Genomic DNA, 21,193 nt, shown 5'->3' on the forward strand with positions numbered 1-21,193 from the left:
GTTTACTCCTAAATTTGCAACTTGTCAAGGATTTTATGAACCAGTTAAGTATTTTTCATTCTGCTCCACTACTTTTTCTTTAAAAGGTTTCATGTAATCAGCTTTCCTGAAATTTCTTTTAAAAATACCAAAAAAAGTCCCTGCAACTTAGTTACAGGGACCTTTCGATTAATCAAAATTAACGTATTCTTTTTGAAGTTCAAGAACTTCTTCCATCGTTGAGCATTCTGTAAGGGCACGGTTTGCGTACTCTTCCATCTTAGCTGTGTCGAGTTTCTTCATCAAGCTACGTGTACGAAGTACAGATGTCGCTGACATAGAGAACTCATCCAAGCCCATTCCGACAAGAAGTGGAACAGCTTGTTGGTCACCAGCCATCTCACCACACATACCAGCCCATTTACCTTCAGCGTGAGCTGCCTTGATAACGTTGTTGATCAAGCGAAGGATTGATGGGTTATATGGTTGGTAAAGATATGAAACTTGCTCGTTCATACGGTCTGCTGCCATTGTGTATTGGATCAAGTCGTTTGTACCAATTGAGAAGAAGTCAACTTCTTTAGCAAATTGGTCTGCAAGCATGGCTGCTGCAGGGATTTCGATCATGATACCAACTTGGATATCATCCGCAACTGCAACACCTTCAGCAAGAAGGTTTGCTTTTTCTTCGTCAAAGACTGCTTTCGCTGCACGGAATTCTTTCAAGAGCGCAACCATTGGGAACATGATACGCAATTGACCGTGAACAGACGCACGAAGAAGGGCGCGGATTTGTGTACGGAACATAGCATCTCCAGTTTCAGAAATAGAGATACGAAGGGCACGGAATCCAAGGAATGGGTTCATTTCGTGAGGCATATCGAAGTAAGGAAGTTCCTTATCTCCACCGATATCCATTGTACGAACGACAACAGGTTTACCGTTCATTCCTTCAAGTACAGCCTTGTAAGCTTCGTACTGCTCATCTTCTGTTGGGAAGTCTTGAGAATCCATGTACAAGAACTCTGTACGGTAAAGACCGACAGCTTCAGCGCCATTGTCATTGACACCTTCAACGTCTTTTGGAGTACCGATGTTGGCAGCCAATTCAAAGTGTTTGCCATCAGCAGTTACTGTTTTAGCATCTTTCAAGAGAGCCCATTCAGCTTTTTGCTTCGCATAAGCTTCACCAGCAGCCTTGAATTCAGCCGCTTGCTCATCAGTTGGGTTGATAATAACCTCACCAGTGATACCGTTAACAGCAAGAATGTCACCCTCTTTAACGATTTCAGTGATGTTGTTTGTACCTAATACTGCTGCAATTTCAAGTGTACGCGCCATGATAGCTGAGTGGCTTGTACGTCCACCAATGTTGGTTACAAAAGCTTTTACAAAGTTTTTATCCAATTGAGCTGTATCTGAAGGAGTCAAGTCATGCGCAATCACAATCACTTCTTCATTGATAGAAGCTGGGTTTGGCAATTTTTTACCAAGGAGATTTGCCAATACACGTTTTGTAACGTCGCGGATATCCGCTGCGCGTTCTTGCATGTATGGGTTGTCTTCCATGCCTTCAAAGATAGTGATAAACATGTCTGTTACTTCTTTCAGACCTGCTTCTGCATTCACTTTCTTCGCACGGATTGTTTCCTTGATTTGGCTGATCATTTCTGGGTCAGCAAGAACCATTAAGTGAGCGTCAAAAACTTGAGCTGCTTCTTCACCGAGCGTACCTACTGCTTTCTCGCGAATAACAGAAAGCTCGTCTTGTGATGCCTGTAGAGCGGCATCAAGGCGAGCTTCTTCTGCGTTTGTATCTTCGACTGTAACAGTCTCAAATGACAAATCCGGTTGAACGAGTAGATATGCTTTTGCAACTGCAACACCGTCAGATGCTGCGATTCCTTTAAGCATTTCTGTCATTTTCCTTATGCCAATCCTTCTTTTTCCATAGTTTCAGTGATTGCAGCGATTGCATCGTCAGCATCTGCACCTTCAGCTGAAATTGTAACGTCAGCACCTTGGCCAACACCAAGACTCATAACACCCATGATTGATTTAAGGTTTACTGATTTACCTTTGTACTCAAGAGTGATATCTGAAGCAAATTTGCTAGCTGTTTGAACCAACAATGTTGCTGGACGTGCATGAATACCTGTTTCTGCCACTACGTGGAAATCTTTAGAAGCCATAGTTTGACTCTCCTTTAATTGTTTCTTATTTGGATTATATGTGATAACCCTTACAAGACTGTATTATATCACCTTCTAGATAATTTTTCAAGTATTTTATGGACTTTTACTGAAAATGAAATTGCTTCTTTTTCTATCATACAGGTACTATGGGAAATTTAGGCACTAATTATTAAAAGAATATTACCTTCAAAATTCCAATTTTCAAAGCTATTTTCCCTTAATACCAATCAGAGGACAATCCTAGTAAATAATGAAATAATACTATTTAACTATAATTAATATAACTCAGTAAATCTATTATTTGAAAAGACTTCATCAAATACTAAATACTGAAATTCTAAAACCTACTCTTACCATCAACAGTAGAGAATTTATCCAATTTGCTACTTAAAGTAAAATAAGTTTGTAGCCCCTAACAGTAAAAAGGTAGATATATCTAAGTGGTATAAGTAGAACTAAAACTTTGATTGATTCCATTCAAATAAAGTATCCAACCAATCAAAAACGACATTATGGGCGAGTCTTAGATTATTGACTTGGCAATGAGCGTCCGCACCACTTTCCGCCTCAAATACTTGAAGTTTAGTTTGTTGATTTTTAGATTTAAGTGCTTCATAAATTACCTTAGTTTGATGCTGCAGTTCAGCACCCTCACCCTTTCCCATAATAAACAGGCATGGGCATTGAATTTTTTGATAATCCACAATCTTTGCATGGTTAAATACATCATCAATAGCACTCTTAAAATCAGAAGTACCAAACTGCCATGCATACTTTTTAAGATTTAAATTTGCTGATTCATTCAAATTTCCAGCTAATTTTAAAATGGCATTTATTAACCAACTAGGTGCTTTCAAACTTGATCCAAATTCTTTTCTGAAAAGTTCTGCAACGTCGTAAATAGGGGTACTAGCAATCCAAGCATGAATTCTTGGATCCTTTTCGACAGCTTGTGCGGTAAAATATCCCCCTCCGCTGACACCATAAATAGCTAAATAATTTAGTTTAGGATTTCTATTTTCCAACCAGTCTATGCATAATGAAATTGGAATAGAAGCATCCACATCAAAGACCAGCCCTCTACTAGGATTGCTCCCTTGACCAGGAAGGTCAACCATTAAAACATTATAATTTCGTATCCAGCCAGGATATCCTGCAAAGTAAAATAAATCTTCGCGATAAGTATCACCTCCACCAATCATGATTAGCGTTGGACAATTATCGCCGCTATGAAGATAATACCCAGGCAAGTAAGAACCCTGATAGGGAATAGTTAGTTTTTCAATCGGTACACCTAGTGAATGAATTGCACTAGAAAACACCTTCTCCATTTGACGAACGGTCGGTAAATACTCGTCAGAAAATGGATCGGTAAACTGAATTGCCGAGCGAAGTGAGTAGGTCTGTGCAAGATAATACTGCGCCTTTGTTTGTTCACTCAATCCTGAATTACTTGCTTCTTGTTCAAGGTAGTTTACATGCGATAAAAATACATTTTTCCAGTCATCAGGCTTTGGTGAGTTCCCCAATCTTTGAGCAAGATAATAAAGCTCTCCATGAGAGAAACCAAAAATTTCACCGATTCCTAACAACCAATTAAAGAAAAAATCCGTATCACCATTCTTAAAAAATATTTGAGTTGATTGCCGTTTTAAAATAACATCATTTTCTTTCACCACGCGCCTCCTAATTCTGTGTTCTTTCATTTATTTAATCTAATTATAATCTGATAACATTCTCTATCAAACAAAAGCATCCAGATATCCATTTTTTAATCTTATAATCACATGTAGTATATCACATAAAATGAACTTTCTCAAACATTGTATTTATATACTCCTTATAAAAGGATACGAAACTCATAAGTATCCTATATAAAATTAACCAATGATCCATTTTTATGAATACAGCATAATCTGTCATTTCCACTTTTGTTATATTTTAGATATTCTAATACAAAATATTGGGACATCTTGTGTGGAAAATTTCTTTTTTTCGTAAATATCACAGTTTCTGTTTTATTAAAGCATTGTCTCAGCTAGACTTATTCCTGTTCTTACGATTTTTGCTATTTTCTTCGTTTTCCTTTCTGATAACTTGCTGAAAATCTTCTATTTATCTTACCAATATACAGTATGTAGTTTTTTTATTTTGAGAAACTTTGACAGTTCAACGGAAATCAAAATTTATGTTTCCAAAAACACTATATCTTGTGCTTTGTTTTTGAAACTGTAACTTTTTAGCACAAGATTTAGTTTAAAAAGTTTGACAAAGTTTTTTTTTCTGATATACTAAGAAAGTAATCTATTTTGAAAGAGGAGTTACGAAAATGGTAACGGTTTATTCTAAAAATAATTGTGTACAATGTAAAATGACCAAACGTTTCTTGGACAGCAACAATGTCGCTTATCGTGAGATCAATCTCGACGAGCAACCAGAGTACATCGATCAAGTTAAAGAGCTCGGTTTCAGCGCTGCTCCTGTTATCCAAACACCAACTGAAGTCTTTTCAGGTTTCCAACCAGGAAAACTGAAACAATTAGCATAATCTTAGTACATCATCCAGAAGAAACTGCTTCTAGGGCTAACTTAGAGGCCTTTCTTTTGTAATTAGATAAAGGAAATTTTATGGGATTAAAACATCTTGAGGACGTAACTTACTTCCGTCTCAATAACGAAATCAACCGTCCTGTCAATGGACAAATCATGCTTCATAAAGATAAGGAAGCCTTGGATGCTTTCTTTAAAGAAAATGTAGTTCCAAATACCATGGTTTTTGATTCAATCACTGATAAAATCAACTACCTTATTGAACACAACTACATCGAAACTGCATTTATCAAGAAATACCGTCCAGAGTTTTGGGAAGAATTGCATCAATTTATCAAGGATCAAAACTTCCAATTCAAATCATTCATGGCTGCCTACAAGTTTTACAATCAGTACGCCTTGAAGACTAACGATGGGGAATACTATCTTGAAAGCATGGAAGACCGTGTCTTCTTTAACGCACTTTATTTCGCAGACGGTAATGAAGCGATTGCGACTGATATTGCCAATGAAATCATCCACCAACGCTACCAACCTGCTACTCCTTCCTTCTTGAATGCTGGTCGTGCGCGTCGTGGAGAGTTGGTATCTTGCTTCTTGATCCAAGTGACGGATGATATGAACTCTATCGGACGTTCCATCAACTCTGCCCTTCAACTTTCTCGTATCGGTGGTGGTGTGGGAATTTCTCTCAGCAACCTTCGTGAAGCTGGAGCTCCTATCAAAGGCTATGAAGGCGCTGCTTCTGGTGTCGTACCAGTTATGAAGCTCTTCGAAGACAGCTTCTCTTACTCAAACCAACTTGGTCAACGTCAAGGTGCTGGGGTTGTCTACCTCAACGTTTTTCACCCAGATATCATCGCTTTCCTTTCAACCAAGAAAGAAAATGCCGATGAAAAAGTTCGGGTTAAGACTCTTTCACTCGGTGTTGTAGTACCCGATAAATTCTACGAATTGGCTCGAAAAAATGAAGAAATGTATCTCTTTAGCCCATACTCTGTAGAGCTTGAATATGGTGTGCCGTTCAACTACATCGACATCACTGAAAAATACGATGAATTAGTCGCAAATCCAAATATCCGCAAGACAAAAATCAAGGCGCGTGATTTGGAAACTGAAATCTCTAAATTGCAACAAGAATCTGGTTACCCTTATGTAGTCAACATCGATACGGCTAACCGTGCGAATCCTGTTGATGGAAAGATTATCATGAGTAACTTGTGTTCTGAGATTCTTCAAGTTCAAGAACCAAGTTTGATCAACGATGCTCAAGAATTCCTTCAAATGGGAACAGACGTTTCATGTAACCTTGGATCAACCAACGTGGTCAACATGATGACTTCACCTGACTTTGGTCGTTCTATTCGCGCTATGGTTCGTGCCCTTACTTTCGTTACAGATAGTTCACACATCGTAGCCGTCCCTACTATCGACCACGGAAATAGCTTGGCTCACACCTTTGGTCTTGGTGCCATGGGACTTCACAGCTACCTTGCCCAACAACTCATCGAATACGGATCACCTGAGTCAATTGAATTTACAAGCATCTACTTTATGCTTATGAACTACTGGACCTTGGTAGAATCAAACAATATCGCGCGCGAGCGTGGTGTAACCTTCCACAACTTTGAAAAATCAGACTATGCTAACGGAAGCTACTTTGACAAGTATGTGACAGGCGAATTTGTTCCAAAATCAGACCGTGTTAAAGAACTCTTTAAAGATGTCTTTATTCCAAGCGCTGCTGACTGGGCTGAACTTCGCGAAAAGATTCAAGCAGATGGTCTTTACCACCAAAACCGTCTAGCTGTAGCACCAAATGGTTCTATCAGTTACATCAACGACGTCTCTGCTTCTATCCACCCGATTACGCAACGTATCGAAGAACGTCAAGAGAAGAAAATTGGTAAGATCTACTATCCTGCTGCTGGCTTGTCAACAGATACTATCCCTTACTACACTTCTGCTTATGACATGGATATGCGTAAGGTGATTGATGTTTACGCTGCCGCAACTGAGCACGTGGACCAAGGGCTTTCACTTACTCTCTTCATGCGTAGCGACATTCCAAAAGGGCTTTACGAATGGAAGAAAGAAAACAAACAAACGACACGTGACTTGTCTATCCTTCGTAACTATGCCTTTAACAAGGGTATCAAGTCTATCTACTACATCCGTACCTTTACAGACGACGGTGGAGAAGTCGGTGCTAACCAATGTGAAAGCTGTGTGATTTAATTTTTATCTGAGGCAACCACATTTTCTCAGACTACTGATTAAGTTACCCGCCAGAAAAAACTTGATAAGTATCTTAAATACTATGAAAAACTAAAAAGTCGGGCTTCCGACTTTTTGTGCGATACTCTTCTCAGACTATGATAAAATAGAGATGATTTGACAATCGCATTATTACATACAGAAAGAGATTTCAAATGGAAACTTACTACAAAGCCATTAACTGGAATGCCATCGAAGATGTCATCGACAAATCAACTTGGGAAAAGCTGACAGAGCAATTCTGGCTCGATACGCGTATTCCCTTGTCAAATGACCTAGACGACTGGAGAAAACTATCAAACAAAGAAAAAGACTTGGTTGGAAAAGTCTTTGGTGGTTTGACCCTTTTGGATACTATGCAATCTGAAACAGGAGTTCAAGCACTTCGCGCAGACATCCGTACACCACATGAGGAAGCTGTTTTCAACAACATCCAGTTTATGGAATCTGTCCACGCAAAATCTTACTCTTCTATCTTTTCGACCTTGAACACCAAGGCTGAAATCGAAGAAATCTTTGAATGGACCAACACTAACCCCTTCCTACAAAGAAAAGCGGAAATTATCAATGAAATCTACCTCAATGGTAGCCCACTTGAAAAGAAAGTTGCCAGTGTTTTCTTGGAAACCTTCCTCTTCTACTCTGGTTTCTTTACACCGCTTTACTATCTCGGTAACAACAAGCTGGCAAACGTTGCGGAAATCATCAAACTGATCATCCGTGATGAGTCTGTTCACGGAACTTATATTGGTTACAAATTCCAACTTGGTTTCAATGAATTGCCTGAAGAAGAGCAAGAAAAGCTCAAAGAATGGATGTACGACCTGCTCTACACCCTCTACGAGAACGAAGAGGGCTATACAGAAAGCCTCTATGACGGTGTTGGCTGGACTGAGGAAGTTAAAACCTTCCTTCGTTACAATGCCAATAAGGCTCTGATGAATCTTGGACAAGATCCACTCTTCCCAGATTCAGCGGACGATGTCAACCCAATCGTCATGAACGGTATTTCAACAGGGACTTCTAACCACGACTTCTTCTCTCAAGTCGGAAATGGTTACCTCCTTGGTGAAGTTGAAGCCATGCAAGACGAGGATTACAACTACGGTTTAGACTAATTTGGCCAATCATTCAAAATATCATGGTTTGTTTAAAACAACCATGATATTTTTGTTTTTTGTTTTATTTTGTTTTTTTTCTATTTGATATATTGAGCGTTTTATGGTAAGATAATAATAGTAGAAATTGAGGTGATAAGGATGCTAAAGCAAGAGAAACTAGATAGTATTCTAGAAGCAGTAAACACAAAAGGCACCATTACTGTAAAAGAGATTATGGAGAGTCTTGATGTGTCAGATATGACAGCCCGTCGCTATTTACAAGAACTAGCAGACAAGGATTTGTTGGTTCGTGTGCACGGTGGTGCTGAAAAACTTCGTACAGGTTCTCTCTTAAACAACGAACGCTCAAACGTCGAAAAACAAGGCTTGCAGATTGCTGAAAAACAAGAAATTAGCCGTTTTGCGGGTCATTTGATTGACGAAGGTGAAACTATTTTCATCGGACCGGGAACGACCTTGGAGTGCTTTGCTCGTGAACTTCCTATCGATAATATTCGTGTTGTAACAAACAGTCTTCCTGTTTTTCTCATCCTAAACGAACGAAAACTAACAGATTTGATCTTGATTGGTGGAAATTATCGCGCTATCACTGGTGCTTTTGTAGGGACACTTACCTTACAGGATTTGACCAATCTTCAGTTCTCTAAGGCTTTTGTTAGCTGTAATGGTATCAAGGATAAGGCAATTGCTACTTTCAGTGAAGAAGAGGGCGAGGTACAGCGAATCGCCTTGAACAATGCCAATAAAAAATACTTACTGGCAGACCACAGCAAATTTAATAAGTTTGATTTTTACACTTTCTATAATATCTCAGAGATTGATACCATCGTTTCAGATTCCAAACTGAGTCAGGAGACATTTGAAAATCTGTCGAAACAAACAACCATTCTTTTATCAAAACCATAAAAATTCCCCTGCCTTTTGGCGGGGAATTTTTGTTAAATTTTATTCAATAAGTTGTGTCTCAGCTAGTTTCTTGTACCAGTGAGCTGATTTCTTTGGATAGCGCTCCTGGGTTTCAAAGTCAACATAGAAGAGGCCGTAACGCTTTTCGTAACCATTTGACCAAGAAAAGACATCCATCAGAGACCAGATAAAATAGCCTTTGACATTGGCTCCATCGGAGATTGCATCTGCTATCACTTCCATGTGTTTCTTTACATAATCAATCCGTCCATCATCATAGACTGTCCCATCCACAAACTCATCTTTGTAACCTAGACCATTCTCTGTGATGTAGATTTTCTTGTAATTTGGGTAATCTTTCTTCACGCGCATGATTTGATCATATAAACCTTGAGGATAGATAATCCAATCCCAGTCCGTACGTGGTACATAGTCAGGCGCCACTCGACGTCCAACTCCCTTAATCTGATATTTAGAACTTCCTTTCTCACCCTTTCCATTGTGGATGATTTCCGTCTCTCCGTCAAAGGCTTGCATCCAATCACTCATGTAGTAGTTAATGCCGAGGAAGTCGTTCAAGTCTTTTGCAGCTTCTAGGACTACAAAGTCTTCTTCACGCAAATCTAAGCTTCCACCATTGACTGCTAAGATATGGTTGACACCTTCCATGGTTTCTTCGGAATATCGTCCTAGATAAGTCGCATCCAAAATAAATTTATTGTGAATGATATCTTCTAACTCGGTTGCACGAACATCTGCTGGGTTATCTGGATCCAGAGGATACTTAGTAGGCAGGGCATGAACCACACCAATTTCACCTTTATAGCCTTTATCTTTATATAGCTTAACTGCACGCGCATGCGACACCATCATATTGTGATGAGATTGGAAGACTTTGGCAAGATCGTACAGGATACCTGGAGGGAATTTACCAACCAAGTATTGACCATCACCGATTGGTCCAATTTCATTGAATGTTGTCCAATAGTTTACTTCTGGGAATTCTTCAAAACAGAAAGCCGCGTAGTCTACAAAGTGTTCAATATTTTCACGGTTTAAGAAGTCTCCATTTGAATGTAGAGCTTCTGGCGTATCAAAGTGATGAAGAGTTACAAAGGGTTCAACATGCCTCTTGTGGCATTCTGCAAACAACTTGTGATAGAACTCAACTCCCTTGTCATTAACCTTCCCATAACCAGTTGGAAAGATACGTGACCAAGCGATTGAAATACGGATACCATTGACACCATATTCTTCTGCAAGTTTGAGGTCAACTGGATATTTGTGATAGAAATCACTGGCTGGTTCAGCAGTGTACCAGTAGTTATCTTTGAGGTATTTGTCCCAGGCGACTGGCCCTTTACCATCAGTATGTGTAGCACCTTCTGCTTGGTAGGCTGCTGTTGCTCCGCCAAAAATAAAGTCTTTTGGAAGTGTTTTTGTCATTTGATTCACCTTTCAAGAAATAGAAATGAGATGGGGGTATAGTTGGGAGGAGTTCCTCCATCTCACTTCTTCGCTATTTATCTTTTATTCTTCAAACTGCGCTTGAACAAAGGCAAGAGCGCCTTTTCCATCGCGAGTCAGTTTAATGTATTGGCCACCTTCTGTCTTAGCAAGTTTGATACCAAGTTTGTCGGTTTCGGCCTTCATGTCTTCAAAGTTTGAAGCAACTTGAGGAGCAAGGATAACCAGATCAAACTCTGGCAACATTTCACGGTGAGCTCCATAGCCACCGGCTGCTGCTTTAACAGGAACCTTGTACTCCGCAGCTGCTTTGTTTAGAGCATTTGCAAGTAGACCACTTGTTCCTCCGCCTGCACAGAGAACGAGAACATTTGTTTCCTCAGTGATTGTGTTTTGCGCTGCTTCTACACCCGCTTTTTCAAGAATCGCATCTGCTTTGGCAGTATTGAAGTTTGCAGCTACTTTTTCTTTCAATTCATCATTAACTTTACCAGAACGCTCTTCTTCAAGGATTTGTTCATCATAGACTTTAAGGAATGGATAGTAAATGACAATGTCAACAACGATTAGAAGGGCAGCAAGAATGAACGATAGAACTTGGAAGTTTGTACCGAGAACAATACCGAGCGGACCTGGTGTTGTCCAAGGAAGGTTGGCTGTAAATGAGTTCATGCCAAGCGTCTCAATGAAGAATTTAAAGATCCATACGTTGGCAATTGGCGCAAAGATAAATGGAATAAAGAAAATCGGGTTCAATACAAGGGGTGCACCAAACAAGATTGGTTCATTTACACCAAAGAAAGTTGGAACTACTGAAGCACGACCGATTGCACGGTTTCGTTTTGATTTGGTTAACCACATGAACATGAATGGAACAACCAGTGTCGCACCAGTACCACCCATGGTAACGATAAACATTTGTGTACCAGAAGTAAGGATCTTGTCAGCGTGCATACCTTGTTGGAGAAGGTTCAAGTTGACTTCGGCATTTGCATAGGTGATAGCTGCGATTGCTGGTTCAACGATAGATGGACCATGGATACCAACAAACCAGAAGAAGGCAAAGGCCCCAAAGATAATGGTAATACCCAGATAGCCATCAGCAGCTGAGAATAATGGTGCAAAGAATTTACCGATTGATTCTGCTACGCTGGCTCCAACAAAATGACGAGCTAGTAAATCAAGAACATATAGAGAAACAACTGAAAGAGTGAATGGAATCACATCTTTAAAAACTTGTGAGATATTGGGTGGAACTTCATCAGGCATACGAATAGTGACGTTGTTCTTAACACAAACCTTATAGATTGCTACGGTAACAAAGGCAGCAAGAAAGGCTGAAAGCAACCCTTTTGTCCCAAGGAAACCTGTCGCGAAACCACCTTCAATCGGATCAGCTGCCAATATCAACAAACCAACAATCGCAGCCAAAAGTGTTGACATATAGTTGATTTGGTTTGTTTTCTCCATGCTACGGTTAACTGAGTCCGTCAAAGATTTAGCTGTTGTCCCAGCAACCAAGAGAGCTAAAATTCCCATTGAATAGCTGTAAGGTTTCATCAGAAAGGCTACAACTTCATCAGACCATTTAAAGCCCCATGAGTTAGGAACAAAGGCAATCAAGATAAAGATACTTGAGAAGAGAATAACAGGCATACCTGCAATGAAACCATCACGAATAGCACGAAGATAGATATTACGAGATAATTTCTCAAAGAAAGGTTTTCCTTTCTCAATAAATGCAATTAATTTATTCATTACTTAACTCCTCTCTTATAGAGTTCGATTAAATGGTGCATCAAATCTTTGAGCAAGATAGTTGTCATCAAGTGATCCTGACCATGCATCATGGTCACACTATAAGCCAAATCCTCACCAGCTGCTTCCTTGGTCAATAGACTTGTTTGCGCGTGATGAGCCTCGGCGATACAGACACCAGCTTCTTCAACTAAGCTATCCGCTTTCGCGAAATCACCAGCTTCAGCAGCCTTCAAGGCTTCCAATAGTTTTGATCGAGCATCGCCAGCATAGGCAACAATTTCAAAACCTAACAATGTTACTTCTTCTCTATTCATGATAGAATCCTCCTTATATAGTTTTGTAAAATCTTATGATAGTAAACGTTGTATATGTAGAACTAGATAAACTCGCTCACTCTTATACAAATCAAGACCCGTATGTTGTGTAATCACATCATAGATCTTGGAGCCGACCTCAAATGCCTTTGGATAGGATTGTTTGATATGGTCTTCCATATCCAGAAGCGATTGATTATCATCTCTGGAACGGTCTAAATAATCCAAAAAATAGTTGAGATGAATCATAAAGCGATCATAGAAATGGTTATTCTCTTTGGTTCGTTGAATAGCGTAATCCTTTAGCACTTCTTCAACATTCCTGAGAATTTCTTTCCTCTTATCAATCGACTCAACCACTTGGACTTCATTCTCGCCTTCGGCATTGATGAAATGATAAGCAATCCGAATAATCTCGTCCTCAGGTAAATGATCTGTCAACTTCTGACGATAGATTTCAAAGGCTTCTTTTGCAATTTGAAATGCAATCGGATACTTGGCAGAAATATCTGGCAGATTGCTATCCTTGTACCTTCCTTGTGTTAGAGCTTGATAAGAACAGTAAATATGATCTGTCAAGGTCACATAGAGATACTCTTGAATCGGATAATGATATTTCTTAGAAAGCTTATCAATAATCTCATAGGTCACTGTGATAAAATCAAGCGGGACATCTTTGAGCAGAGCCATAAAATTTTCTCTGGACTCTTCTGTCTTCATCCGAAAAATCTTCTCTACTTGGTTTTCAGCAATCAAATCCCCTTTCTTCTTTCCAAATGCAATCCCTTTACCAATCACAATCACTTCTTCTCCTTTATCATTCCTGACAAGCGAGACGTTGTGATTCATTGGATTTAGAATTCGATACATGGCAACCTCCTTTTATATCTTAAAGGTATATGAGTATAAAAAATGACCACAAATGAACTAGAAAATCAATTGATTTCTAATCCACCTGTGATCATGCCTAATATTACTTAGTAACACTCACCTTGTATTAACTTGTGATTTAAGTATAGCACAAGTCAGTTTGTTTGTAAACCTTTACATTCAACTTTTTTTAAATTTTTTAGATTCATGTTCCTAAACTAGGAGGAGTTTCTTACACGCGTTCTTTCCATGAAGTCGCTGTGGTTTGAAGAACTTTATTGAGTTCGTCAATGTTCTCAAATCCAGTTGTGCGTAGCCATTCACGAGCTGCTGCCTCACCATCTTTGATGTAGGCTTCAACTGATCCAGCCCAAGTTGCACGGCCGCAAAGAACACCGTTGAAGTTTGCGCCTGATTCGTGAGCAAAGACAAGGGTTTCTTGGAAGAGTTTAGCTGATACACCTGCACTTAAGTAGATGTAAGGAAGATTTGTTGCTTCGTCTTGCGCTTTGAAGAAAGCTGCCGCTTCTTCACGTGTATGCACGATTTCACCTTCACCAAATCCTTCAACGTATTTCACATTGACTGGAACTTCTACTTTCAAGACATCAATGTTAAAGCGTGGGTCTGAGAAGACCTTCATAGCACCGATAACCTTGTGTGGCTTCACTTTTGCGTATTCTGCTGAACCTGCATCAGCAATCTTTTCATCGTAAGCCAAGATCTCAAGGAAGAAAGGAATATCTTCTGCTACACACTCAGAACCGATGCGTTCGATGTAGGCTTGTTTTTGTTGGTTGAGTTCGTCAGAGCTGTCTACGTCATAGTAAAGCAAGAACTTGACTGCATCTGCGCCTTGTTCTTTGATGCGTTTGGCAGACCAAACATCCAAACAGTCAGGCAAGCGTTTAGTGCTAGTTGTGTCATAACCTGTTTTCTCATAAGCAAGGAGAAGACCAGCATTTGGATCAAGCGCTTTTGTAGCTGGAAGTCCATACTCTGGGTCTAGAAGCATAGAGGATGCGTATTTTGTCAATTCATCTGCTACCAAGACTTTGAGTTCTTCCATTTGAGCCACAGTTGGTTCCTCTGTTTGGTATTGAGCCATGAGACGTTTCAAAGCGCCACGTTGGTCAAAGGCAAGAGCTGAGATAATGCCGTTTTCATCTGAGAGTTTTTTCAAGCAAGCGCGTTTATTTTCTGTTAAAGCCATTTTATACCTCTTTTACTATTAATTGATCATATAGAGCTTGATAGTTAGCCATATTGACATGACCTGTCATCTTTTCTTGAGCATTGAGCATACCAAGGACATTGGCCTTGATAAGAAGTTCTTGATTAGTTTCCTTATGAAGAAGGCCAGATGAAATACCTGCAACAGTAGAATCTCCAGATCCGACAGGATTGACTACCTGAATTCTAGGAATATCTACCTTGTAGAAAGTATCACCATGTTTTGCAAAAGCACCATTTGCTCCAAGTGAAACGATTATCCACTCAATCCCTGCAAATAGAGGCTCTTGAAGAACTTCTTTTAATTCATTCAAATCCTCAGAAACTTCTTTCCCAAGAAGCTGAGACAATTCTTCGTTGTTTGGTTTGATTACTGTTGGTTTATGTGGTGATTCAAGAACCGCCTGAAGTGCTGCACCTGAGCAATCTAGAACAACTGGTTTTCCTTTGCGATTAGCAAGTTCTACTAAGCTTGCATAGTAGTCAACTGGAAGACCTGCTGGCAGACTACCAGAGATAGCAACTACTTCTACAGTGTCAAGGAGATTTTCGAAATGAGCCAAGAAATCTTGCCCTTCTTGTTCAAGAACTTCGGGACCTTTTTCAAGGATTTCTGTTTGATTGTCTCCGTGTAGAATAGCAATACAGTTACGAGTCTCTCCTTGAATGGAGAAGAAACGTTTCGTTACTTTATCGTCGATATGCTCTACTAAAAACTCACCAAGTTTACCACCAACCAAACCGGTAGCAACAACAGAATCACCAAATTCTGAAAGCACTCGTGTAACATTGAGCCCTTTACCACCAGCTGTCTTGGTCACGTCCACCACACGGTTGACAGTGTCAATTTTTAATTCATCCAAAGGATAAGAAATATCAATGGATGGATTCATTGTGACTGTTAAAATCATGCGTCACCTCTTAGTCGTGGTATTCACCGCGATCCCATTTTTCAAGGAATTCTGTAAAGAAGTTTGCATCTGCTTGATGAGCATTGTGAGTTTCAACGTGCTCAATTTTCGCAATCAATTTTTTGTTTTCTTCTGATGGTTTGTATTCAGCATTGATGAAAGCTTCAATGATGTCGCACATGAGCAATTCACCAGTGATCTTACCACCAAAACCGATAACGTTAGCATTCAATTGTTCTTTTGCATAAAGAGCTGTTGTCATATCACGAACCAAGGCAGAACGAACTCCTGGAACTTTATTTACAGCGTTGTTGATACCAACACCAGTACCACAGATACATACCCCAAGATCAGCTTGACCGCTTGTAACGGCTTCACCAACTTTTTTACCAAAGATTGGGTAGTGAGTACGTGTGTGGTCATAGGTACCAAAGTCGATGACTTCATATCCTTTTGATTTCAAAAATTCTGAAACCGCCATTTTTTCATCTGTTACGATGTGGTCACATCCAATTGCAATTCTCATTAGTTATTCCCTCCGATTAATTATATAAATCTAATATCATTTATCCTTACTCAATAAAAATCAAGATTAGCTTAGGAAGCGAGCTGCAAGCATAACTGAGGTTAGCTAAAGTGAGCTGACAACAGATTATCTTGATTTTTGAAGAGTATTAGCACATTTTGTTCAACATATCGACCCTAATTTGGTGACGGCCACCGTCGTATTTACCGTTAACAAATCCTTTAGCAATATTTTTAGCCAATTCATCACCAACAAGTTGTGCACCCATAGTGATCATACGTGAGTTGTTGTGGCCACGAGTCATATAAGCTGAACGTTCGTCAGATACTTCTGCAGCAACCATTCCTTTGATTTTAGTTGCAACCATGAATGGACCAGCTCCATAAGCATCAATCACGATACCAAGATTTTGTTCTTCTTTGTTTACTTCTGCAGCAACAGCAAGAGTCACATCAACAAAGTCTTGACCTTCAGCTGTAACATCCACAACGTGGAAGTTTTCTTTTTCCAAGAAGTCTTTCACAACTTCTTTCAATCTCAAACCTGCAGCATCTGCACCGATAACAATAGACATATTGTATACTCCTTTTTATTTTTCTAGGCTAGTAAAGACTTTTATAGTTAGCAGTTTACCTACAAAAGATTTTCTAGCAGTTTATTGACAAATTTGATTGAATGAGATGAATATCACCTTATCCAAGTCCAGGAAATCAAGTTCCTAGAAACAAACTTTCTCCTCGAAAGAGAATATAACAAGTGATTATTTGTTTGTTGCAAACATCATTTGTTGCTTACAAACATAATATACTCCTATTTTTATAAAAAGTCAACAGTAAATGTTTGTTTTTGTGGTTTTTTATCTAAAATATTTCAATATCAAAGCCAATCTGATCTACTTGACCAGCTTCCAAGAGACGAACGTTCTTCTTATCTTCTAGATGATCTCCTTCTTCAAGTGAAGTTGATAAGCCAGACCATGGTTCAAAGGCAATGAAAGGTCCCTTATTCAAAGTTGACCAGATAATGAGATTTGAGAACTCCTGGAAGTGTACTTTTAATCCCTTCTCATGCTTACGAGAACGAAGGGCAATTGTTCTGGATTGCAACTCATCCAAAGTCACTGCATCTGTGCTAAACAAATCATAGCTAAGGTCTAATTCTTTTTGCCCATCCAACCATGGACTTCTATCTTGGAAGTCTAACATTCCTGTTTCTGGGAAAGGACGTGGAACAGAGCAAGTCTCTTCTTTCTCAAACTCTAAATAGTAATCTTCATAAGTTTCGCCATCTAGAAGAGGGCAATTAAAGCCTGGATGTCCACCAATAAAGTATGGCATGACTTTGCTAGTTTCTTTATTAAAGACTTTGTATTGGGTACGAACGGTCTTGCCAGTAACCCTATAAGTGATTTCAAGTCGAAAATGATAAGGATAGTTTTGATAAGTATTCTCATCATCTTCGATAGCAAAGGTTACACTGTTTTCTGTTTGATCAACCAACTCAAATTCTTTTTTACGGACCAAACCGTGACGAGGAATGTTTCCTTTCGTCTCCGTTCCATCTGCATGACTGTAGAAGGCTGTATCTTCTCTTAAAGAGCCGCAGATTGGAAAAAGTACTGGAGCTTGCCCACTCCAATAGGTGGCATCTCCTTGCCACAAGTACTCAACGCCATCCCGATCCTTAATAGACGACAAGGCACCACCAAAAGTTTTAAATTGGACCGTCAATTGCTCTGATTTTATTTCAATTACCATTATTTTCTCCGATTTCTTGATAGTTTATAAAAAACTAGGCTGTCACTCCCCATTAGGAAACTGACAACCTAGTTTTCACAATTTACATTTTATAGGAGCGAATTATTTAGCATTTGCTGCGTATTCTTCATTACGTTTAATCATTTGTTTTCTATACCAAGCAAAGATACCTACATAGAATACAAGGAAGACTACTGCGCCAAGGATTGCTTTAATATCACCTGTTGTGGCATTACCAATTGCCCAACCAAGAAGTTTTTCGATTGGTCCTTCAAGAGTTGAGTGAGTAATCAATTGAGTTTGACTCACACCTTCTGGGAAGGCACCCACCCCTTTAGCAAGTTCAGTTGCAAATGGTGCAATAAGTGTACCTGAAAGAAGGAAGAGTGGCAACAAGAGAGTTCCGAAGATGATCATACGGAGCAATTTACCACGAGTAACAACCAAGAGAGCTGGAGTCACACCCATAGCGATGATACCTGCAAGTGGCAAGATACCATTTCCGACGTTTGAAAGAAGCACAGCTTCTACTAGCATGATTGGAGCAAGTACGTTGGCACAAGCCCAGATTTCAGCACGACCAGCGATGAAAGGCCAGTCAAGACCGATGTTGAATTTACGTCCTTGAAGACGTTTAGTAGCAACGTTTGTAATACCTTGTGAAAGTGGTTCTACGGCTGCAATGAACCAAGATCCGATAAGTGAGAAGAGCTCCAAGGAGACACCGGCAGTCAAACCGAGGCTCAACCAACCTTTAATAACAAGTTCCCATTTATCGGCTCCTTCTACACCAGCAACTGGGTGTGGAGTTCCCATCAAACCAATAACGATACCAAGAATGAAACCAATGAAGAATTTAGATCCCCAGAAACCGATTTTCTTGTTCAATTTTGCAGCATCAAAGTCATATTTATCAAGACCTGGCAATACTTTATCGAAGATCTTATCCAAAACCATGATAACTGGGTTCATCATGTAGTTCATGTGAGTTGAAGTCATTGGTGATGAACTTGGTGCATTAAGAAGGTCGTCGAATGTTGGTTTCATCAAGTCAGAGTTGATGATTTTCAAAACACCTACAAGCACAACTGCTGCAGTTGCGATGAAAAGTGAAACTCCTTGGCTAACACCATTATTGTCTGCATACCATTTAATCAAAAGACCAGTGATTGACAAGTGCCAGATATCGAAGATATCGACGTCAAGTGTGTCCGTTTTCTTCATTGCAAGCATCACAACGTTGACAATCAGCATCACAAGCAAGAAGTAAAGTGTCCATGCAGAACCCCAGGTGATTGTAGCAAGCGGTGCCCAACCAACGTCAGTGATGTTCAACTGAATACCTGTGTTTTCAACGAATTTCGCAAGTGATGCTGAAAAAGCTCCGTTGAGCATACCGATGATGGCACCGATACCAGTAAGAGCGATGGCAAGTTTGATACCACCTTCAAGTGCTTTGGAGAATTTCACTCCAAAAAGTAGAGCCAATACTGTCAAGATGATCAGCATGATGATAGGACCACCCATTTCCAAGACTGGCTTGAAAATCTTATTGGCTAGTTCGATAATGACATCCATAATAGTTCCTCCCTTTATTTTTATGGAATCTTACAAAATAATAATTAGCTTAGTCCGTGTTCCTTGATAGCTGCCTCAATATTGTCAAATACAGGAGCGCTCATTGCTGGAATACGGAACAAGATTGGTCCAGCTTCAATTACTGGAATTTCTGGTTCAAAACCAAGATCAGTAGCAGCGATTGGTGTAAAGATATCATATCCTTTGATAAGGTCTTCGTTTACATCTTTTACCATAACTGCATCGCAGTGAACATCATAACCACGATTTGAAAGCTCTTCTTCTAGAGCACTTTTAATTTGGTGACTTGAGTTAACACCTGCACCGCAGGCAGCAAGAATTTTAATCATTAGGATTTCCTCCGATTTTATTTTTTAATAGACACGATTAAGCTGTTGCTTCAGCTATATAAGCATAAAGTTTTTCTGGTTCAGAAATTTTTGATAAGTCTTCCAGATGGCTATTCCCTGTGAAAAAGTCCATCAACTGAGCAAGAATATTAGTTTGACTCGAGCTTGAATTGTTAATGATAAAGAAGAGTAGAGATACTTCTACTTCTCTATCAGGAGCAATCATATTGTGAAAAGTAACTGGTTTCTCTAATCGAACAACTACTACTTTCTCAGCAAGGTTATGAACAATATCTGTATGAGGAATCGCAACATTTGGTAGATCTTTCCCCAAAAATTCCATATCTAAGCCAGTTGGAAATGACTTTTCACGCGTGATCAAGGCTTCACGATAAGTTGGAGTAACAATTTCTCGTTCTTCCAACAAGCTTGCTACCTGATCAAAGAGTTGTTCTTGATTATCCGCTTCTAAGCAAAACACTAGGTTTTTGTCAAAGAAATGATCTAATCCCATAACATTTTCCCTTCTTTCAATTATCTTTTATGCTATAAGTATAACACTATATGAAATCGTTGTCAATAATTTTTGTTTTATTTTGTTCATTTTTTTGTAATTTTTGTTTCATTTAAAGAATACAATCAATATCAAACATTCTTGTTATAAAATACACAAAAAAAGAAGGCCCAAGCCTTCTTCTCTTTCCTTACTCAATAGTAGATAAAATCTCTTCTAACTTATGGTAATCTTTTACACTATCAATTTCATAGATGCTATTTCCTTCTAATTCTTCCACATAGACATCCAATTCTTTGATATTATCCTTAACCATGTTATCCCAGTAGAGGTCAACAAATTCACCACTTTCGTAAACTTTGTCAATAAAGCCAACAATCTTCTCAGCAGTTGGTGCATCCCAGAATGAAACTCCGCTCAGAATGCGACCAGCCTTGCTGTCAACAATAATGTCTTGAACCTTGTAGTCATCACCATAAACCAAGAACCATTCATTCTCACAGTCTTCACGATAAACACTGAAATAGGTAGAACGTTTAAGATCGTTTCGAAACATATTTTTAAAAAGATAGTTATCTGCATCAATGACATAGCTGTTTGCCAAGTCTTCTTTTACGAGGTAAAGTGAGTAAAAATTGTTGTAATCAGCATATTTGTCGTTAAAAACTAAACGGACACCATACTTTTCTTTTAGGTAGTCAAATTGTTCTTTGAGGTAACCAACAACGATGATAATCTCATCAATTCCTCTCTCTTTCAGAAACTCGATTTGGTATTCTACCAAGGGTTTTTGATTAACCTTGACCAAAGCTTTCGGGGTATTTTCAGTCATAGGACGCAGACGAGTTCCCAATCCCGCTGCCAAGATAATTGCTTTCACGCTA

20 protein-coding genes are annotated in these 21,193 nt (G+C 39.2%); 4 read left to right on the forward strand and 16 right to left on the reverse strand.

What is annotated here, in order from left to right; genetic code table 11:
* Positions 1–168 precede the first annotated feature (168 nt).
* The 3 genes from ptsP to ACVBD2_RS05865 form a co-directional block, all read right to left on the reverse strand.
* Positions 169–1,902 carry a phosphoenolpyruvate--protein phosphotransferase gene (gene ptsP / locus ACVBD2_RS05855; RefSeq protein ID WP_461685372.1) on the reverse strand — a complete coding sequence of 578 codons (1,734 nt, stop codon included), beginning with the start codon at positions 1,900–1,902 and terminating at the stop codon, positions 169–171.
* A gap of 5 nt (positions 1,903–1,907) precedes the next feature.
* A complete protein-coding gene (locus ACVBD2_RS05860; protein WP_000146948.1) occupies positions 1,908–2,171 on the reverse strand; it encodes a phosphocarrier protein HPr in 264 nt (87 codons plus the stop codon).
* Between the two features lie 458 nt (positions 2,172–2,629).
* A complete protein-coding gene (locus ACVBD2_RS05865) occupies positions 2,630–3,850 on the reverse strand; it encodes an alpha/beta hydrolase family protein (protein ID WP_000661897.1) in 1,221 nt (406 codons plus the stop codon).
* Between the two features lie 653 nt (positions 3,851–4,503).
* On the opposite strand from ACVBD2_RS05865, the gene nrdH reads away from it, so the two are divergent.
* From nrdH to ACVBD2_RS05885, 4 genes are all read left to right on the forward strand, one after another.
* Complete coding sequence (nrdH, locus tag ACVBD2_RS05870) at positions 4,504–4,722, forward strand: glutaredoxin-like protein NrdH (protein ID WP_000259240.1); 219 nt, start codon at positions 4,504–4,506, stop codon at positions 4,720–4,722.
* Between the two features lie 80 nt (positions 4,723–4,802).
* On the forward strand, positions 4,803–6,962 hold the full coding sequence (nrdE, locus tag ACVBD2_RS05875) for a class 1b ribonucleoside-diphosphate reductase subunit alpha (RefSeq protein ID WP_461685373.1): 2,160 nt from the start codon (positions 4,803–4,805) through the stop codon (positions 6,960–6,962).
* Positions 6,963–7,156: 194 nt separating this feature from the next.
* Complete coding sequence (gene nrdF / locus ACVBD2_RS05880; RefSeq protein WP_084921901.1) at positions 7,157–8,119, forward strand: class 1b ribonucleoside-diphosphate reductase subunit beta; 963 nt, start codon at positions 7,157–7,159, stop codon at positions 8,117–8,119.
* Between the two features lie 141 nt (positions 8,120–8,260).
* On the forward strand, positions 8,261–9,028 hold the full coding sequence (locus ACVBD2_RS05885) for a DeoR/GlpR family DNA-binding transcription regulator (RefSeq protein WP_143989638.1): 768 nt from the start codon (positions 8,261–8,263) through the stop codon (positions 9,026–9,028).
* A 39-nt stretch (positions 9,029–9,067) separates the two neighbouring features.
* On the opposite strand, the gene lacG is transcribed toward ACVBD2_RS05885, so the two are convergent.
* The 13 genes from lacG to ACVBD2_RS05950 form a co-directional block, all read right to left on the reverse strand.
* On the reverse strand, positions 9,068–10,474 hold the full coding sequence (gene lacG, locus ACVBD2_RS05890; protein ID WP_461685374.1) for a 6-phospho-beta-galactosidase: 1,407 nt from the start codon (positions 10,472–10,474) through the stop codon (positions 9,068–9,070).
* A gap of 84 nt (positions 10,475–10,558) precedes the next feature.
* A complete protein-coding gene (locus tag ACVBD2_RS05895) occupies positions 10,559–12,253 on the reverse strand; it encodes a lactose-specific PTS transporter subunit EIIC (protein WP_461685375.1) in 1,695 nt (564 codons plus the stop codon).
* The gene (locus ACVBD2_RS05900) at positions 12,253–12,570 is read right to left on the reverse strand and encodes a PTS lactose/cellobiose transporter subunit IIA (RefSeq protein ID WP_461685376.1); all 318 of its coding nucleotides are present in this window, start codon (positions 12,568–12,570) and stop codon (positions 12,253–12,255) included. Before ACVBD2_RS05900 ends, ACVBD2_RS05895 begins: the two co-directional genes overlap by 1 nt.
* A 33-nt stretch (positions 12,571–12,603) precedes the next feature.
* Positions 12,604–13,440 (reverse strand): PRD domain-containing protein, encoded by an 837-nt coding sequence (locus tag ACVBD2_RS05905; RefSeq protein ID WP_461685377.1) that lies wholly within the window; start codon positions 13,438–13,440, stop codon positions 12,604–12,606.
* Between the two features lie 232 nt (positions 13,441–13,672).
* Entirely contained in the window at positions 13,673–14,653 is a 981-nt protein-coding gene (gene lacD / locus ACVBD2_RS05910; RefSeq protein WP_461685378.1) for a tagatose-bisphosphate aldolase, read from the reverse strand.
* Between the two features lies 1 nt (position 14,654).
* On the reverse strand, positions 14,655–15,584 hold the full coding sequence (locus ACVBD2_RS05915) for a tagatose-6-phosphate kinase (protein WP_461685379.1): 930 nt from the start codon (positions 15,582–15,584) through the stop codon (positions 14,655–14,657).
* A 10-nt stretch (positions 15,585–15,594) separates the two neighbouring features.
* Positions 15,595–16,110: a galactose-6-phosphate isomerase subunit LacB gene (gene lacB / locus ACVBD2_RS05920; RefSeq protein ID WP_001216921.1), complete on the reverse strand. Its 516-nt coding sequence runs from the start codon at positions 16,108–16,110 to the stop codon at positions 15,595–15,597.
* Between the two features lie 148 nt (positions 16,111–16,258).
* A complete protein-coding gene (gene lacA, locus ACVBD2_RS05925; RefSeq protein ID WP_000029277.1) occupies positions 16,259–16,684 on the reverse strand; it encodes a galactose-6-phosphate isomerase subunit LacA in 426 nt (141 codons plus the stop codon).
* A gap of 286 nt (positions 16,685–16,970) precedes the next feature.
* Positions 16,971–17,867 carry an aldose 1-epimerase family protein gene (locus ACVBD2_RS05930; protein ID WP_461685380.1) on the reverse strand — a complete coding sequence of 299 codons (897 nt, stop codon included), beginning with the start codon at positions 17,865–17,867 and terminating at the stop codon, positions 16,971–16,973.
* A gap of 102 nt (positions 17,868–17,969) precedes the next feature.
* Positions 17,970–19,445 carry a PTS galactitol transporter subunit IIC gene (locus ACVBD2_RS05935; protein WP_461685381.1) on the reverse strand — a complete coding sequence of 492 codons (1,476 nt, stop codon included), beginning with the start codon at positions 19,443–19,445 and terminating at the stop codon, positions 17,970–17,972.
* A 44-nt stretch (positions 19,446–19,489) separates the two neighbouring features.
* Positions 19,490–19,795, reverse strand: coding sequence for a PTS sugar transporter subunit IIB (locus tag ACVBD2_RS05940; protein ID WP_061598443.1), 306 nt, complete (start codon positions 19,793–19,795; stop codon positions 19,490–19,492).
* Positions 19,796–19,832: 37 nt separating this feature from the next.
* The gene (locus ACVBD2_RS05945; protein WP_461685382.1) at positions 19,833–20,309 is read right to left on the reverse strand and encodes a PTS sugar transporter subunit IIA; all 477 of its coding nucleotides are present in this window, start codon (positions 20,307–20,309) and stop codon (positions 19,833–19,835) included.
* A gap of 190 nt (positions 20,310–20,499) precedes the next feature.
* Entirely contained in the window at positions 20,500–21,189 is a 690-nt protein-coding gene (locus ACVBD2_RS05950) for a sugar phosphate nucleotidyltransferase (RefSeq protein WP_461685383.1), read from the reverse strand.
* Positions 21,190–21,193: the final 4 nt, after the last annotated feature.

This window comes from Streptococcus sp. KHUD_018 (genome assembly GCF_054861215.1).

Coding starts and splice junctions, on each gene's coding strand:
- ACVBD2_RS05900 (WP_461685376.1), bottom strand. CDS start 12,570: ATGAATAGAGAAGAAGTAACATTGTTAGGTTTTGAAATTGTTGCCTAT.
- lacG (WP_461685374.1), bottom strand. CDS start 10,474: ATGACAAAAACACTTCCAAAAGACTTTATTTTTGGCGGAGCAACAGCA.
- nrdH (WP_000259240.1), top strand. CDS start 4,504: ATGGTAACGGTTTATTCTAAAAATAATTGTGTACAATGTAAAATGACC.
- lacA (WP_000029277.1), bottom strand. CDS start 16,684: ATGTCTATTGTTATCGGTGCAGATGCTGCAGGTTTGAGATTGAAAGAA.
- ACVBD2_RS05905 (WP_461685377.1), bottom strand. CDS start 13,440: ATGTATCGAATTCTAAATCCAATGAATCACAACGTCTCGCTTGTCAGG.
- nrdF (WP_084921901.1), top strand. CDS start 7,157: ATGGAAACTTACTACAAAGCCATTAACTGGAATGCCATCGAAGATGTC.
- lacB (WP_001216921.1), bottom strand. CDS start 16,110: ATGAGAATTGCAATTGGATGTGACCACATCGTAACAGATGAAAAAATG.
- ACVBD2_RS05940 (WP_061598443.1), bottom strand. CDS start 19,795: ATGATTAAAATTCTTGCTGCCTGCGGTGCAGGTGTTAACTCAAGTCAC.
- ACVBD2_RS05935 (WP_461685381.1), bottom strand. CDS start 19,445: ATGGATGTCATTATCGAACTAGCCAATAAGATTTTCAAGCCAGTCTTG.
- nrdE (WP_461685373.1), top strand. CDS start 4,803: ATGGGATTAAAACATCTTGAGGACGTAACTTACTTCCGTCTCAATAAC.
- ACVBD2_RS05930 (WP_461685380.1), bottom strand. CDS start 17,867: ATGGTAATTGAAATAAAATCAGAGCAATTGACGGTCCAATTTAAAACT.
- lacD (WP_461685378.1), bottom strand. CDS start 14,653: ATGGCTTTAACAGAAAATAAACGCGCTTGCTTGAAAAAACTCTCAGAT.
- ptsP (WP_461685372.1), bottom strand. CDS start 1,902: ATGACAGAAATGCTTAAAGGAATCGCAGCATCTGACGGTGTTGCAGTT.
- ACVBD2_RS05895 (WP_461685375.1), bottom strand. CDS start 12,253: ATGAATAAATTAATTGCATTTATTGAGAAAGGAAAACCTTTCTTTGAG.
- ACVBD2_RS05885 (WP_143989638.1), top strand. CDS start 8,261: ATGCTAAAGCAAGAGAAACTAGATAGTATTCTAGAAGCAGTAAACACA.
- ACVBD2_RS05860 (WP_000146948.1), bottom strand. CDS start 2,171: ATGGCTTCTAAAGATTTCCACGTAGTGGCAGAAACAGGTATTCATGCA.
- ACVBD2_RS05945 (WP_461685382.1), bottom strand. CDS start 20,309: ATGGGATTAGATCATTTCTTTGACAAAAACCTAGTGTTTTGCTTAGAA.
- ACVBD2_RS05915 (WP_461685379.1), bottom strand. CDS start 15,584: ATGATTTTAACAGTCACAATGAATCCATCCATTGATATTTCTTATCCT.